This is a genomic window from Parvimonas sp. M20, from assembly GCF_035282425.1.
In the GTDB taxonomy this organism is placed as follows: Bacteria; Bacillota; Clostridia; order Tissierellales; family Peptoniphilaceae; genus Parvimonas.
The window spans coordinates 192,357-208,320 of sequence record NZ_JAYKBQ010000002.1; the positions used below are offsets into that span (position 1 = coordinate 192,357).

The following is a 15,964-nucleotide window of genomic DNA, read 5'->3' on the forward strand; positions in this document are numbered from 1 at the left end:
GATAAAATAAAATAGCATGATTTGATTTTTAGATAGAGGTGTATTATGAAAAATTTTGGAATAAGTGTTAAATTTCAATGCGATATAGATGAATTTTTAGAAAAAATCGATAAATTTGCAGAAAATGAAAATTATGGATTTTCTCTTGAAGAAATTGATGGTTCGATGATACTAAATTTTGAAATTATTCCTTATCTTGCTTTAAATTTTAAAATTGATGAAAAAATAGAAATGAAAACGGAAACTTGTTATTATGGGCTTGGTTTTCATGTTTTAGTTCTAGATTTTATAAATGAACTATTTTCTTTTTTAGGTTGTGAATTTGAAATTAAAGACGACACAGGCTTCTATACGGATAATAATTTAGAAAAGCTTAAAGAACTGTTTAATCAATGGTTTGATGATAGAGCAAGACTTATTTTAACTAACAAAGATAATATAAGAATTAAGTCAATATTTATGGATAATAAAAAAGTTTATCCCATAACTACAGAGGACTACATTTGTACTTATATGGGAGTAGTTTCTATTTCTGATTTTGAGGATTTGTATAAAAATGATATTGAAGCTATTAGAAAAAGAGTATTCTTATTTAATGAAAAAGTAGTAGATCCTTATTCTGATGAAAATTATCTGCTTTATCATATTTGGAATAATTTAAAAGATTTGACATTGGTTGACGATTTTGATGAAAGATTATCTATGGTTATGTTTATGTTTGAAAATTTAATCGAAAATAATGTAATAATACACTTACCACAAAAATATTCTAGAGAAATATATAAATACTTAGGGGTTAATAAATTTTCAACATCAAATTTTGCATATAGAAAAGTTAGATATGAGGTTGGATATCATTTTTATGATAAATTTTTAAAAGATTTGGACTTTTCATTAAGAATACCAAGTTGGTTTGAATATAATGGTAAAATTAAAGGCTATTTAACAACTGATAATGCTATATTTTTAAGTGAATATGGAAGTCCAAATGGTTTTGATTTTGATGAGAAATACTTATCTGAAAAAAGTTCAGATGAGTTTAAAATTTTGATTTTTGATACAATTAACGAAAATAAATTCTTTTTAGGTTTTGAAAATTTAGATGACGAATATGGCTATGTTTCGACACAAGAACAAAATGATATGAATTGTGAAGAAACAAATTGTCAGATTATTGATTTAAAAAGAAATAAAATGTATGAAATTTGTGTTTTAGGAACTGAATCAATGGATATAATAAGACATATGATTGAGTTAATGTAGGAGATGTTTTATGAATAAAAGAGGGAGAACAAAGGAAGATATTTTTAATACCTTAAAAGAAAGAATTGTAACATTACAATATGAACCTGGAAAAATTTTAAATGAAATTGAATTATCCGAAGAGTTTGGGGTTAGTAGGACTCCAATTAGAACTGTATTTCAACAATTAGAGTCTATAAAGTTGGTCGATATTGTTCCAAGATATGGAGTTCAGGTGGCAACTTTGAACTTTTTAAATATAAAATCATTATTTGAAGTTACAAAAGTTTTAGATCCACTTGCTACAAAACTTGCAGTTTCAAAATTAACGGATGAAGATAAAAAGAGACTTAGAGAAATAGTTTCAACCTTAGAAACTTATGATACAACAAAAGATTATCAAGAAGCAATTTTGCTTGACGAAGAATTTCACAAAATTGTTACAAAATCTTGTGCTAATCCTTGGCTTATAGATATATTATCCAGTTTGCATTGCCAAACGGAAAGATTATGGCATTATTGTGATATATATTTCAGTGATATGGAGATTTTTACAAGGACATTTAAGAAAATTGTAGAAGCATTTGAAAATAAAGATGAAGAAATGGCTGAAAAATATGCAAAGGAGCATATTGAGGATTTTGTAGAAAAGATAAAATCAGCATTATTATAAAAATTTGAAGTGATTAGATTAGCTAATCGCTTTTTTTATTACAAAGTAAGAATATTTTTATAGCTCCAAATGGGACAAAATATTAGAAGCTGAAGTTGTGTTTGTAGTTGTAAATAAATTTAATTGTTAAAAAATAGATAATAAATTTATCAATGGAAAAATTTTACTAATTATTACATTTTTGCAATTTTTATTCATGAAAAAATATATTTTCATAAAATTTTTTTATATTCGAAATTATAGCTAAAAATCAATATTTATTGTATGAAAATTATATATTTAACATTTTCAACTTATAAAAAACTTATAAAATACTTTTGAAATACAAAAAATAATATATTATAATACAATTAACAGAGGAAGTGATTTATTTGAGTTTGAAAATTGTATCAAATAATTCTTTAGTAAAAGAAAAATTTGATTGTGTTGAATTTGTTGATGGAAGTTATATTGATGTCTTAATTGCTACAAGAGATTTAATACATAAAGGATGTTCCTTAGTAAGTCATCCTTTGCCAGCTAGTATCAGAATGGTTTTTTCTTCAATTAGAAGTATAGTTATTGAAGACGGTAACGGTTTTGATGAAAATAGCATTTTAATCATTGAAGAAGCAATTGACAAATATAATTTAACAATGAAGAATAGAAATGTTGATTTCAAAAATGTTAAAGATTATGAAATTGTCGATTTAACACTAGTTGAAAGTGCATTAGAAGAATATAGGATGCTAAGTAAACTAGAAAAATAATTGGAGGTGGTATTTTGAAGCTTAAAATGAACAGAATCTTCATTAAGGATTTGGCATTTGGTGAAGAAACTAAAGTAGAAAATCATACTTTATTTATTAACAAAGAAGAAATTGTTAATGAATTAAAGAAAGAACCAGGAGTAAAAGATATTGATATTGACTTTGCAAAACCTGGTGAAAAGGCAAGAATTATACCTGTAAAGGATGTTATTGAACCTAGAGTAAAAATTGAAGGTGCTAAAGGATTTGCAGGAGTTACAACTGATGTTGCTCAATTAGGAGAAGGTGTTGTTAATGTACTTTATGGAGCAGCAGTTGTTACAATTGGAGACATTGTAGGTTTCCAAGAAGGTGTTATTGATATGTGGGGAGAAGGAGCAAAATGGACTCCATTTTCTAAAACATATAATATCGTAGTAGATATTAAAGTTGTTGATGGATTACATCCACATGAACATGAAGAAGTTGTTAGACTTGTTGGACTTAAAGCAAGCGAATTAATCGGTGAAGCAGGAAGAAATGCTAAGATTGATGAAACTGTTGAATATGGCATAGGCGATAATGATGAAGAAACTAAAAAATATCCTAATTTACCAAAAGTAGTTTATGTTGAAATGTTAATTTCACAAGGATTACTTCATGACGGATATATTTATGGAACATGTACAAGACAAACTTTACCTACATTAATTCATCCAAATGAAGAATTAGATGGAGCTGTAATAAGTGGAAACTGTGTTGCTGCATGTGATAAGATTACTACTTACCAACATCAAAATAATGCTTGTATCTTAGATTTATACAACAGACATGGAAAAGATATTAACTTCGTTGGTGTTGTATTAACTCCAGAACTTACAACTTTAGCAGGAAAATTCAGATGTTGTGATTATACTGCTAAACTTTGTAAACTATTAGGAGCTGATGGTGTAATAGTAAGTGAAGAAGGTTACGGAAACCCAGACTCAGACTTAGTAATGATTTGTACAAGACTTGAAAAACAAGGTATCAAAACTGTTCTTGTAACAGATGAATGTTCAGGTTGGGATGGAATGAGTCAACCATTAACAGATACATCAAAAGAATCAGTTGCTGTTGTTTCAACAGGTAATGTAAGCCATGTTGTTCATTTAGAAAAAGCTGATAAAGTATTAGGAGATTCAGAAGCTATTGCTAATTTAGCAGGTGGTTGGGATGGAGCTTACAATCCTGAAACTGGAACTCTTGAATGTGAATTGAATGCCGTTATAGGAGCTACTTCCGAAATAGGTTATCATAATGCAACTGTTGAATTATACTAAGAGGGGTGAGAGTTTTGAGTAAAAAAGTATTATATTATATCAACCAATTTTTTGGACAAATTGGTGGAGAAGAAATGGCTCATGTAGCTCCAACTTTTGATGAAAAAGCAGTTGGACCTGCAATGGGTTTTGAAAGAAGTTTAGGACAAGAAGCAAAAGTTGTTGGAACAATTATTTGTGGGGATAACTTCTTTAATGAAAATTTAGACGAATCTTTAAAATTTATAAAAGAAGTAATGGATAAAGTTAATCCTGACATTGTTGTAGCAGGACCTGCATTTAATGCCGGAAGATATGGTATGGCTTGTGCTGGAGTTGCAAAATTTGTAACTGAAAACTATAATATTCCAGTTGTTACAGGAATGTATGAAGAAAACCCAGGACTTGACGCTTGTAAGTCAATCGCTTATGTAGTGCCAACAGGAAATGTTGCTAGTTCAATGGGTAAAGCACTTCCAGTAATGGGAAAATTAACTTTAAAATTATTAAATGGTGAAGTTGTTAAACCTTTAGTAGATGGATATTTTGCTCAAGGTAAGAGACTAACTGTTTTATCTGAAAAAATTGGTGCTGTAAGAGCAACTGATATGTTGATGAAGAGATTAAGAGGAGAAGAATTTGAAACAGAACTTCCAATGCCAGTATTTGACAAAGTAGAACCTGCAAAAGCCATTGCAGACTTATCAAAAGCTGTTATTGCAGTTGTTACAACTGGTGGTATTGTTCCATTAGGAAACCCTGATAAAATCCAATCTGCATCAGCTCAAAAATGGGGTAAATATGATATTTCTGCATTAGATGGATTAGGAAAAGATTATTGTACAATCCATGGTGGTTACGATCCTGTTTATGCTAATGAACTTCCTGATAGAGTAGCTCCTGTAGATATTCTTAAGGAAATGGAAAAAGAAGGGAAAATTGGAGGAGTTTACAAATATTTCTATACTACTACTGGAACAGGTACAGCAGTTGGAAATTCTATAAAATTTGGTGTTGAAATTGGTAAAGAATTAAAAGAAGCCGGAGTTGACGGTGTTATACTAACTTCTACTTGAGGTACTTGTACACGTTGCGGGGCAACGATAGTAAAAGAAATCGAAAGATATGGTATACCAATTGTTCATATGGCTACAATTGTTACAATTTCAAAATCAGTAGGAGCTAACAGAATCGTACCTACAGTTGCAATTCCTTATCCGGTAGGGGATGCAAGTTTAGAAAAAGATAAAGAATATGCAGTTAGAAGAGATTTAGTTGAAAGAGCAGTTGACTCTTTAGCAACAACTATAAATGAAGCAAAATTTTTCTAAAGAAAAATTTGTAATAAAATACATTCCACTTACAGATTGTTCTGTAAGTGGAGTGTTACTCTAATATTTATAGGAGGATAAATTTATGGAAGAAAACAGAAGTAATTGGAATAGTAGGTTTGGTTACATTATGGCTGCCGCTGGATTTTCAATAGGACTTGGAAACGTTTGGAGATTCCCTTACCTAGTTGGAACAAATGGTGGTGGAGCATTCGTATTAATTTATTTAGCAATCTGTATAGTTATAGGTATTCCTTTATTCTATATGGAAGTTACATTGGGTAGAAAAGCAATGTCAAGTCCAATAGTTGGCATGAGAAAGTTAACAAAAAAAGGAAGTCCATGGGTAAGTTTTGGATGGCTTGGAGTTTTAAGTGCATTCTTTATTTTAACTTACTACATAAACATTATGGGTTGGATAATGGCTTATATTGTTAAAATGCTTACAGGAGCTATGAAAGGTTTTACAGCAGAACAATTTACTGCTAATTTTAACGAATTAATGGCTAGTCCTACTCAACTATTATTATGGACTTTTGTTTGTACTGTTATAATTGGTGTAATTGCAGCTAAAAACTTAAATTCAGGACTTGAAAAAGCTTGTAAGTTTATGATGCCGGCATTATTTATTATGTTACTTATAGTAGTTATAAGATCCGTAACATTACCAGGAGCTGGAGAAGGTATAAAATGGTATTTGAATGTTGACTTCTCAAAAGTAACTCCTCAAACATTCCTTACTGCACTTGGACAATGTTTCTTCTCAGTAGGTATAGCAAGTGGTGGAGCTTTCGTTTATGGTTCATATTTAAAGAAAGATTCTAATATTCCTGAAGATGGATTAATGGTAGTTGGTTTTGATACATTAGCAGCACTAATAGCTGGTTTTGCTACATTCCCTGCAGTTTTTGCATTAGGTTTAAAACCAGATTCAGGTTCTAACTTACTATTTGTTACAATGTCAAATGTATTTATGAATATGCCATTTGGACAAGTATTTGGATTTATGTTTTTCTTATTAATGTTCTTTGCAGCATTATCAAGTGCTTTAGGATATTTGGAACCAATTAGTTCTTCATTTTCAGATATGCTGAAATTATCAAGAGCTAAGGGAGCTGTTTGTGCTTTAACATCAATTTTTATAGTTGGACTTTTCACAATATTCGGATTGAATGTAATGAAGGGCGTTAAAATTATAGGAAAGAATTTATTCGACTTTGCAGATTATCTATCAGGTAATATAATGATGCCACTTGGAGCAATAGCATTAATACTTTATGTATTAATTGTTTGGAAGTTTGATAACTTTAGAGAAGAAGTTAATGCCGGGGCAAAGAGAATAAGAGTTCCTGAATTCTTCAAACCAATAGCTTATTTATTGCCAATAGCATTAATAATTATATTTGTTGCAGGTTTAGGAATATTTTAATTAAGAACTAGAAATAAGTTAATTTAATACACAACTCACCTATAAAATTTATTAAAAAAAGACTCAGGCTGTTTGATGGCCTGAGTTTTTTGTGTAATACAATAAAGATTTTTAATTTTCACTAAATATCATATCGTTATTTATTTTTGTATAGAATAATTTTTTTACTGTTTCAAAATCATTACTAAAATTTCCTAAAATCCACATTATTTTTGTAACAGTTGCTTCAGTAGTCATATTATGAGATTCTAGGTAAGAGATTGAGCTTATTCTCTTTCCAACTTCATATACTCCAACGTCAGAGCCCTCTTGAGGTACTTGAGTTGTCATTATTATAGTTTTTTGATTACTGTATTCTGAAATTAATTTTTTTAGTTCTGTTTCTATTGTTTTTGGAATTCCACCAACACCAAAGCTTTCAATTATTATTGCATCGTAATTTTTGAAAATTTCAGGTAGTATTTTAGCAGTCATTGAAGGAATTAGTTTTAATACAAATACATTAGTATTTAGAGAGTCATAAAACTTAACTTGTTTATCATTTTCGTCATTGTTTATATATCTATAAATTTTTTCATCTTGCATAATTGCTAAAAATGGGAAATTTACAGATGCAAAGGCATCAAAACTTTTAGTTCTTTCTTTTCTGGCTCTAGTTCCTGCAATTACTTTTCCATCAAACACTATACTTACACCTTTTGAACTGCTTTTTGAGGCATATAAAAGACTATTTAATAAATTGTTTTTTGCATCTGTTATATGCATATCTATTGACTTTTGAGAACCAGTTAAAACAATAGGTTTTTGACTATTTTGTATCAAATATGATAGAGCTGAAGCTGTATATGCCATAGTATCAGTTCCATGAGTTACTACAAAGCCATCATATTTTTCATAATTATTTTTTATTTCATCTTTTATTTTCAACCAATGTTCAGGTTGCATATCTGTTGAGTCTACATTTAATAGATTTACTGTATCTATTTCAAAATCCAGTTTTGTAAAATTTAAATATTCAAGTAATTTTTTTGAATTGATTTTTGGTGTCAATCCCTCGTTAGTCGGAATTGACGCTATTGTTCCACCTGTTGAAATTAATAAAATTTTTTTCATAACCTAAACCCCTATATTATAATTTTTAAATCAGATATATTATATCATAAAATATAAATTCCAATTATTGTTTTAATAAATTTTTTATTAACAATAGCCCATTTGGACTTACATATAGCCCTTGTATATTGTTGTGAACAAGTACTGAAAATGAACGTTTATATAATGGGAAAATGAGATTATCCTTTTTGATATCTTCAATTGAAGTGTACATTTTTGAAAAGTCATCATTTTGTAAATAGTGATTTATATAGTATTTAATATCCATTTCATCAGTTGTTCCCATATTGAAGGTTGCATGTGTTATAGATGCATCTCCATTATTTGTAATACTTACTTTTATTCTGTATTTGTCAATCCATTCCTTGGATAATGAAGCTAAAATTCTTTCTGATAGCTTTGTTCCATTATGTTTTAAAGTGAGAATTTCATTTTGTAAATTTGAAGATTTTAGTATTTTGTCAACTTCATTTTTTAATTTGGCAATTTGATCTGAAACTAAATTTTCTTTTTGCTTAATAGGTACTGAATTATTGTACAAAATAAATTCTGCTAAAAATTTAGAATCTATTAGAGCTTCCAAGTTTTTCTTCAAAGTATCATTTTTTAAGATTTTACTATCTTTATCTAATTTTAAAAATTCAAAAATATTAGTTTTAAAGTTTAGCAGTTCCGGCTTTTTGCTGGAATCAAGGCGTCTTTCATAAGGGATTTCATAAAATGGAAGACCGAAAAAGTCAATTTGTTTTAAGTCGAAAAGTTGATAGGCCAATATATCATTTTCAACTAATTTCAAAGTTACTTTTTTAATCTTTGTATTTACATTATCCCAATAATTTTCATTTTGTTCTAAAATTATTTCTTCATCATTATAGCTTTTTAATCTAAAGGCACTATTAGTAATAAGATTTTCTTTGTCAATCTTGCTATTTTTTTTAGTCGGAAACATAAATACATTAGAAAGAATTTCATCAAAGTTTTTAACAGGATATTCCATATTGACTTCTATGGTATTTTTATCTGTAATCCTAATTCCTTTAAAGTCATTAGATGATATTTTTCCATCATATAAATTTTTTGCATCTTTAATAAAAAATAGTTTAAAAGCATTAGGATTATTATTCTCTTTGTTTAGAATACTAATCCAAGATTGTACATAATCTTCAACTGTAATATTTGATCCGTCAGACCATTTTAAATTATCTCTAAGTTTAATTGTCCATTTTTTAAAATCTCCACTTTTTTCTATACTTTCAGCCTGATTTAAAGCGATTTTTCCATGTGATGAATATTCGGTAAGACCTTCAAAAAGCTGAGATACTACTGAGTCATTATTTAAATTATTTGATAGTTTTGGATCCAAATTATATTCTTGTTTCTTAATCGCCGTCACTATTTCTGTATTTGAAGATTTAGAATTATCATTTTGTTTTTCTTTTTTATTGTTTGAACATGATACTAGAAGAAATGCCATTAATATTAAAAATATTTTTGAAAATTTTTTCATAATATTCTCCTTAAAAATTTTTCTAACAGATATATTTTATCATAATTATATAAAAATTAAAATAATTACAAAAAAGTAATAAAACAATCAAAAGTTATAGTGATTTAAATCACAATTATTATGTTTATCAAATTTTATTGTTAAAAAATTAAATAAGTTTTGATATTTTTTATTAATTTGAGGTAAATACATAGTACAAAATAATAATTTTGATATTTGATTTTGGAGGTTTATTGTGAGTAGTTCAAAAAAATTAACAAAAAAAGAACTTTTGGAAATGTATGACAAAATGTTACTTATAAGACATTTTGATATGGAACTTAGTAAATTATATTCAAGAGGTTTTATTCATGGAATGACACATTATTCTGTTGGGGAAGAAGCTGCGAATGTGGGTGCTATTTATCCAATGAGAAAAGAAGATTTAATGTATTCAAATCATAGAGGACATGGTCAAACAATTGCAAAAGGTATTGATATAAATAAAATGATGGCAGAAATTTTAGGAAAATCTACCGGCCAATGCAAAGGTCGTGGAGGTAGTATGCACCTTTACAATTTGGAAGTAAACAATATGGGATGTAATGGTATTGTTGGCGGTGGCCATGGTTTAAGTACAGGTGCTGCTCTTGCTCAAAAAATGAAAAAAACAGGGAATATTGTTGTTTGTTGTATGGGAGAAAGTGCTACAAATGAAGGAAGTTTTCATGAATGTTTAAATATGGCATCAATTTGGAAATTACCTTTAATATTTTATGTAATAAATAATAATTATGGTATTTCAATGTCTCAACAAAGATCAATGACAGTTGAAAGAGTAGTAGACAGAGCAGATGCATATAAAGTAAAGTCAATTTATGTTGAAGATGGAAATAATGTTTTAGATGTTTATGATGCTATGAGTGAAGCACTTGATTACGCTAGGGAAGGTAATGGATCTGTTTTGGTTGAAGCAAAAAGCTATAGATGGTTTGGTCACTCTGCTTCAGATGCAGGAAAATATAGAGATAAAAAAGAAGTTGACGAATGGAAAGAAAAAGATCCTAATGTTGCATTTAAAAAATACTTGGTTGAAAATAAAATTGCGACTGAAAGTGAACTTGATGAAATGGAAGAAAGTGTAAAGAAAGTAATCGCTGATGCAATAACTTTTGCTAAGGAATCACCTTTAGCTGATGAAAAAGATGCTTGTACAGACAATTATGCTTAATATTAATTAATAGGAGAAGATTATGGCTAGTGAAATAAAGATTATGACTTTGCGTGAAGCAATAAAAGAAGCAATGTCCGAAGAAATGCGTAGAGATGAAAATGTATTTTTAATGGGAGAAGATGTTGGTATTTTCGGAGGAGATTTCGGAACTACTGTCGGAATGCTTGAAGAATTTGGAGAAGAAAGAGTTAGAGATTGTCCTATAAGTGAAGCTGCTATAGCAGGAGCTGCCGCAGGTGCAGCGTCTGTTGGAATGAGACCTATAGTTGATTTAACTTTTATGGATTTTGTTACAATAGCAATGGATGCTATAGTAAATGAAGCTGCTCCAATGAGATATATGTTAGGTGGAGAAGTAAGTGTTCCAGTTGTTTATCGTTGTGCGTCTGGATCAGGCACTGGAGCCGCTGCTCAACACTGCAAAGCTCTTGAAGCTTGGTTTTGTCATATTCCAGGATTAAAAGTTGTTGCTCCTGGAACAGTTAACGATGCTTATGGAATTCTAAAGGCATCAATAAGAGATAATAACCCTGTGATTTTTATAGAATCTAAAGCTCTTTTTGGAAGAAAAGGCGAAGTAAAGGTTGGAGAAATCGTTGAAATCGGAAAAGGAGAAGTTAAAGTTGAAGGCAAAGATGTAACTTTAGTTTCTTGGGGAAGAATGTTGGAAAGAGCTTTACAAGCTGCTGAAGAATTAAAAGCTGAAGGAATTAGTGTAGAAGTTGTTGACCCAATAACATTAGTACCTTTAGACGAAGAATTAATAGTTGAATCTATTAAGAAAACAGGAAGACTTGTTCTTTGCCATGATTCATTCAAAACAGGTGGATTTGGTGGAGAAATTTCAGCTAGAATTGCTGAAAGTGATGCTTTTGATTATTTAGATGCACCAATTTATAGAGTAGCGGGAGCTGATACAAATATACCTTCTGCTAAAAATTTAGAAGCAGTAATCGTACCAAGTGTTGAAGATATAAAAAATACAATTAGAAAAGCAGTTAATAGATAGGAGGAAATTATGTCTGATATAAAATTTAGAGCAACACCGGTTGTAAGATTTTTATCTAAGCAAAATAATATCGACTTATCATTGCTGAAAGGAACAGGACCTAAAGGAAGAATTCAAAAAGAAGATGTTCTTAATTTTAAAAATTTTGGAATTATTAAAGTTTCATCTCTTGCAAAGAAAATTGCTGAGGTTGAAGGTATTGATTTAACTAAAATAACTGGAACAGGTGTTAATGGAAAAATTTTAAAGGATGATATTTTAGAGTTCTTAGCAAACAAAGATGTAATTTCTACAGAAAAAGTAGTTGAAGAACAACAAGTTGAAACTCAAGAACTTAAAAAATCATATGGTGAAGTTGAAGAAGTTCCAATGTCAATGATGAGAAGAACTGTTGCAAAGAGAATGAGCGAAAGTTATTTTACAGCACCAGTTTTTGTAGCAAATATTGAAGTTGATATGACAGAAGTTAAAAATTTAAGAGCTAATATTATGCAACAATTAATTGATGAGACAGGATATAAACTTACTATTACGGATATAATTTCTTTAGCAACTGTTAAGAGTTTAATGAAACATCCATATGTAAATTGTAGTTTATCAGCAGATGGAACTAAAATTTTACTTCATAAATATGTAAATCTTGCTATGGCTGTGGGTCTTGAAAGTGGACTTTTAACTCCGGTTGTTAAAAATGCTGAGAAAATGAATTTAAGAGAACTTATGATTTCATTAAAGGACTTAACTAAAAAAGCTGTCGAAATGAAATTAGAGTCAGAAGAATTAGAAGATAGTACATTTACTATTAGTAACTTAGGAATGTTTGGAATTGATTCTTTTGCTCCTATTATAAATCAACCTAATAGCGCTATTTTAGGTGTAAGTGCAACTGTTGATAAGCCGGTTGTTCTTAATGGAGAAATAACTGTAAGACCTATTATGAAATTATCAATTACTGTTGATCATAGGGTTGTTGATGGAATGGAAGCAGCGAAGTTTTTAAATACTTTGAAAAATTATTTAGAAAATCCTATTTCAATTTTAGTTTAGTGTGAGGAGAAAATTATGTTAACAGAAGTAATAATGCCAAAAGCTGGTAGTGAAATGGAAGAAGGCCAAATTGTAAAATGGCTTAAAAAAGAGGGAGACAAAGTTGAAGCCGGAGAAATAATTTTAGAAATTATGACTGATAAGGTTAATATGGAAATTGAAGCTGAGACTTCAGGAACTTTGCTTAAAATATTAAAACATGATGGAGAAATTGTTCCAGTAATAACAACTATTGCATATATTGGAGATGAAGGAGATGTTATACCTGAAACTGCTTCAGCACCTATTAAAGAAGAAATTAAGGAAGAAGTTAAACCACAAGTAGAAGAAAAAGTAGTTGAAGTTAAAGCTGAAACTAAAAAAGAATTAAAAGATGGTGAATATGATGTTGTTGTAATCGGTGGAGGTCCTGCAGGTTATTATTCAGCTATAAAAGCTGCTCAAAAGGGAGCAAAGGTTGCAATAGCTGAAAATAATAAATTCGGTGGTACTTGCCTAAATAGAGGTTGTATTCCTACAAAAACATATTTACAAAATGTTGAAGATATAGAAAGAATTAAAGCGTCTAGTAAGAGAGGAATCATTTTAGAAAATGATAATGTTACTGTTGATGTTGCAAAAGCATTAAAATTCAAAAATTCTATAGTTAAGAAACTTACTGCTGGTGTTGAATTCTTATTAAAGAGCAATTCAGTAGAAATGTTTAAAGAAACAGCTTATATTAATTCAAACGGAAATGTTACTTTAGAAAGTGGAAAAGAACTTGTATGTGGTTCTATAATTTTTGCTGGTGGTTCTAAATGTGTTAAAAATATTAAAGGTTCAGAAAATTCAAATGTTATAGATACTGATGAAGCTTTGGATTTAAAAGAAGCACCAGAATCTTTAGTAATAATCGGAGCAGATTATATTGGAGTTGAAATGGCTCAAATATTCAGTTCTTTCGGAAGTAAAGTAACTGTTGTTGAAAGAAAAGATTCAGCGATTGAAGTTATAGATTCAGAAGTTTCTTCAATTTTAATAAAGTCTTTAGAAAAATCAGGAATTAAATTTATCTTTGGTAAAGAAATTACTGAAATTTCTGGAGAAAAAGTATTAGCAGGTTCAGAAGAAGTTGCTAGTGCAAAAGTAATTTTACTTACAACTAGAGAAGCTGATTTAACTGCATTAAAAGATGTAAAACTTGAAGTTTCAAATGGAAATGTTGTTGCAAATGATAAAATGCAATCAAGTTTAAAGAATGTTTATGTTCCAGGAGATGTTAATGGTAAAAAACTTCTTGCACATGCTGCATTTAAAATGGGAGATATTGCTGCTTCAGAAATAATTGAAGGCAAATCAGACAAATACAATAACAATGTTATTCCAAGAGCAATTTACACATATCCTGAAATAGGAAGTGTAGGGATAACTGAAGAAGAAGCAAAGAAATCTTATGATGTAAAAGTTGGTAAATTTAACTATGGTGCAAACGGAAGGGCTTTAGCTCACGGGGATTCATCAGGAATGGTTAAGATTATTTCTGATGCAAGATATGGCGAAATTTTAGGAGCTCATATTGTTGGACCTAGAGCATCCGAGTTGATTAATGAAGTTTCAATTTTAATGCAATCAGAAGTTATTGTTGAAGAAGCAATTAAAATGGTATTTGGACATCCAACTTTCTCAGAAGCAATTTATGAAGCAATTGCTGATGTAGAAGGAGTTAGTGTACATTTACCTAAAAAGTAAAAATAATAAAATTTGTTTAAAAAAGGATAGAATTCTATCCTTTTTTTAATGAATATGATAAAATAGTTCTAATACTTTTGGAATTGAGGAGAAATTATGATTTTTATTAAAAATAAAATTACAGATGTATATTTTAATTTGGCTATGGAAGAATATATTTTTGAAAAATTTAAGGAAGATGAAGTTTTTATGCTTTGGATAAATGAACCATCTGTAGTAATTGGAAAACATCAAAATTTAATTGAAGAATTAAATATGAAATACTGTTTTGATAATAATATTAAGATTGCTAGAAGACTTTCTGGTGGAGGGACAGTTGTTCATGATTTTGGAAATCTAAATTATACTTACATAACAAATACAACAGGAGATACTGCATTGGATTTTAAGGAATTTTTAAAACCGATGTATAAAGCTCTTTTGAATTTGAAAATAAATGCTAATATTTCTCCAAGAAATGACTTTAGAGTTGAGGAAAAGAAAATTTGTGGACATTCTCAATTTATGAGAAAGAAAAGAGTTCTACATCATGGTTGCATTTTATTTGACAGTAATTTAAATAATTTAAGAAATGCATTGAATGTAGAAAACAAAAAAATTATTTCAAAATCTGCAAAATCTGTTAAGAGTAGTGTTGCAAATTTAAAAGAAATTTCAAAGCTAGATTACGAAATTTCAGATTTTTTAGAAAAATTAAAAAATGAAATTTTAAAAACTCAAGAAAATTTTGAAATATATGAATTAACAAAAGAGGATATTTTCAAAATAGATAAAATAAAATCTGAAAAATATGCTACAAAAGACTGGATATATGGACAATCTCCTAAATGTACTTTTATCTTAGATGAGGAAAGAGATTACACTGTTGAAATTGATAATGGAAGAATTGAAAAAATAAATATGGTAGTTAAAAGTAAACTTGACAGTTTAATTGGATTGTATTTTGAATATGAAGAAATAAAAAATAAAATAGATGAGTTAAATATAAAAGACGATTATGCTCAGAAATTTATAGAAATTTAAGGTGATTATATGCTATTTTTAAAAGAGATGAATATTGAAGATGCAAAGAAAGAATATATTGCAATAACTTCGATTCCTAAAGATGAGAATGGATTTGAGAATAAATTTTATAATGTTTCATTTGAAGAATTTGTAAATGGGATAATTCCAACTTGTGAAAAACAATCTAAGGGAATAGATTTAAAACCTAATAGAGTTCCTCAAAATTATTATTTCCTATGGGACGATGATGAAATTGTGGGTCTTTTTAAAGTGCGAAAAAAACTTAATGACTCTTTAAGAAAGGGAGCAGGGCATATCGGTTATGGAATTATAAAAAAATATAGAAAAAGAGGCTATGCAACAAGAGGCCTTAAATTAGTAATCGAGCTTATAAAAGATGAAATAGAAGAGGATGAAATTTATATGAGTGTAAATAAGGATAATGCATACTCTTTAAAAACTCAGCTAAACTGTGGAGCTTACATATTTACCGAAAATGAAGACCAATATTTTACTAGAATTAAAATTTAAGATTAAGTTAAAAATGACAGTTCAGAATGATGTGAACCCCTAAATCCGGACAAAGGATTTGGGGGTTTTTGTATGTCAAAATATGATATAAAATTAAAAATAAA

The 15,964-nt window shown here is 29.0% G+C and carries 14 protein-coding genes; 12 read left to right on the forward strand and 2 right to left on the reverse strand.

Annotated elements, in window-relative coordinates:
* The first annotated feature begins 45 nt into the window (after nt 1-45).
* From VJI93_RS02015 to VJI93_RS02040, 6 genes are all read left to right on the forward strand, one after another.
* Complete coding sequence (locus tag VJI93_RS02015) at nt 46-1,263, forward strand: hypothetical protein (protein ID WP_323998683.1); 1,218 nt, start codon at nt 46-48, stop codon at nt 1,261-1,263.
* A gap of 10 nt (nt 1,264-1,273) precedes the next feature.
* Nucleotides 1,274-1,915 carry a GntR family transcriptional regulator gene (locus VJI93_RS02020; protein ID WP_323998682.1) on the forward strand — a complete coding sequence of 214 codons (642 nt, stop codon included), beginning with the start codon at nt 1,274-1,276 and terminating at the stop codon, nt 1,913-1,915.
* Nucleotides 1,916-2,292: 377 nt separating this feature from the next.
* The gene (locus VJI93_RS02025; protein WP_324009202.1) at nt 2,293-2,664 is read left to right on the forward strand and encodes a GrdX family protein; all 372 of its coding nucleotides are present in this window, start codon (nt 2,293-2,295) and stop codon (nt 2,662-2,664) included.
* Between the two features lie 14 nt (nt 2,665-2,678).
* Complete coding sequence (locus VJI93_RS02030) at nt 2,679-3,965, forward strand: glycine/sarcosine/betaine reductase component B subunit (protein WP_323998679.1); 1,287 nt, start codon at nt 2,679-2,681, stop codon at nt 3,963-3,965.
* A 14-nt stretch (nt 3,966-3,979) separates the two neighbouring features.
* Nucleotides 3,980-5,275: a glycine/betaine/sarcosine/D-proline family reductase selenoprotein B gene (locus tag VJI93_RS02035; protein WP_323998677.1), complete on the forward strand. Its 1,296-nt coding sequence runs from the start codon at nt 3,980-3,982 to the stop codon at nt 5,273-5,275.
* An 85-nt stretch (nt 5,276-5,360) separates the two neighbouring features.
* Nucleotides 5,361-6,704 (forward strand): sodium-dependent transporter, encoded by a 1,344-nt coding sequence (locus VJI93_RS02040; protein WP_323998676.1) that lies wholly within the window; start codon nt 5,361-5,363, stop codon nt 6,702-6,704.
* A gap of 111 nt (nt 6,705-6,815) precedes the next feature.
* On the opposite strand, the gene VJI93_RS02045 is transcribed toward VJI93_RS02040, so the two are convergent.
* Together VJI93_RS02045 and VJI93_RS02050 are read right to left on the reverse strand one after the other, a co-directional pair.
* A complete protein-coding gene (locus VJI93_RS02045) occupies nt 6,816-7,817 on the reverse strand; it encodes an asparaginase (RefSeq protein WP_323998675.1) in 1,002 nt (333 codons plus the stop codon).
* 64 nt (nt 7,818-7,881) lie between these two features.
* A complete protein-coding gene (locus tag VJI93_RS02050; protein ID WP_323998674.1) occupies nt 7,882-9,324 on the reverse strand; it encodes an ABC transporter substrate-binding protein in 1,443 nt (480 codons plus the stop codon).
* A 235-nt stretch (nt 9,325-9,559) separates the two neighbouring features.
* On the opposite strand from VJI93_RS02050, the gene VJI93_RS02055 reads away from it, so the two are divergent.
* The 6 genes from VJI93_RS02055 (at nt 9,560) to VJI93_RS02080 (ending at nt 15,860) form a co-directional block, all read left to right on the forward strand.
* Nucleotides 9,560-10,534 (forward strand): thiamine pyrophosphate-dependent dehydrogenase E1 component subunit alpha, encoded by a 975-nt coding sequence (locus VJI93_RS02055; RefSeq protein WP_323998673.1) that lies wholly within the window; start codon nt 9,560-9,562, stop codon nt 10,532-10,534.
* Nucleotides 10,535-10,556: 22 nt separating this feature from the next.
* Entirely contained in the window at nt 10,557-11,546 is a 990-nt protein-coding gene (locus tag VJI93_RS02060) for an alpha-ketoacid dehydrogenase subunit beta (RefSeq protein ID WP_323998671.1), read from the forward strand.
* Between the two features lie 9 nt (nt 11,547-11,555).
* The gene (locus VJI93_RS02065) at nt 11,556-12,593 is read left to right on the forward strand and encodes a dihydrolipoamide acetyltransferase (RefSeq protein ID WP_323998670.1); all 1,038 of its coding nucleotides are present in this window, start codon (nt 11,556-11,558) and stop codon (nt 12,591-12,593) included.
* Between the two features lie 15 nt (nt 12,594-12,608).
* Entirely contained in the window at nt 12,609-14,324 is a 1,716-nt protein-coding gene (gene lpdA, locus VJI93_RS02070) for a dihydrolipoyl dehydrogenase (protein ID WP_323998668.1), read from the forward strand.
* A 96-nt stretch (nt 14,325-14,420) separates the two neighbouring features.
* Nucleotides 14,421-15,347 carry a lipoate--protein ligase family protein gene (locus VJI93_RS02075; RefSeq protein WP_323998666.1) on the forward strand — a complete coding sequence of 309 codons (927 nt, stop codon included), beginning with the start codon at nt 14,421-14,423 and terminating at the stop codon, nt 15,345-15,347.
* Between the two features lie 9 nt (nt 15,348-15,356).
* Nucleotides 15,357-15,860, forward strand: a complete 504-nt coding sequence (locus tag VJI93_RS02080) for a GNAT family N-acetyltransferase (RefSeq protein ID WP_323998663.1) — start codon at nt 15,357-15,359, stop codon at nt 15,858-15,860.
* The last annotated feature ends 104 nt before the right edge of the window (nt 15,861-15,964 follow it).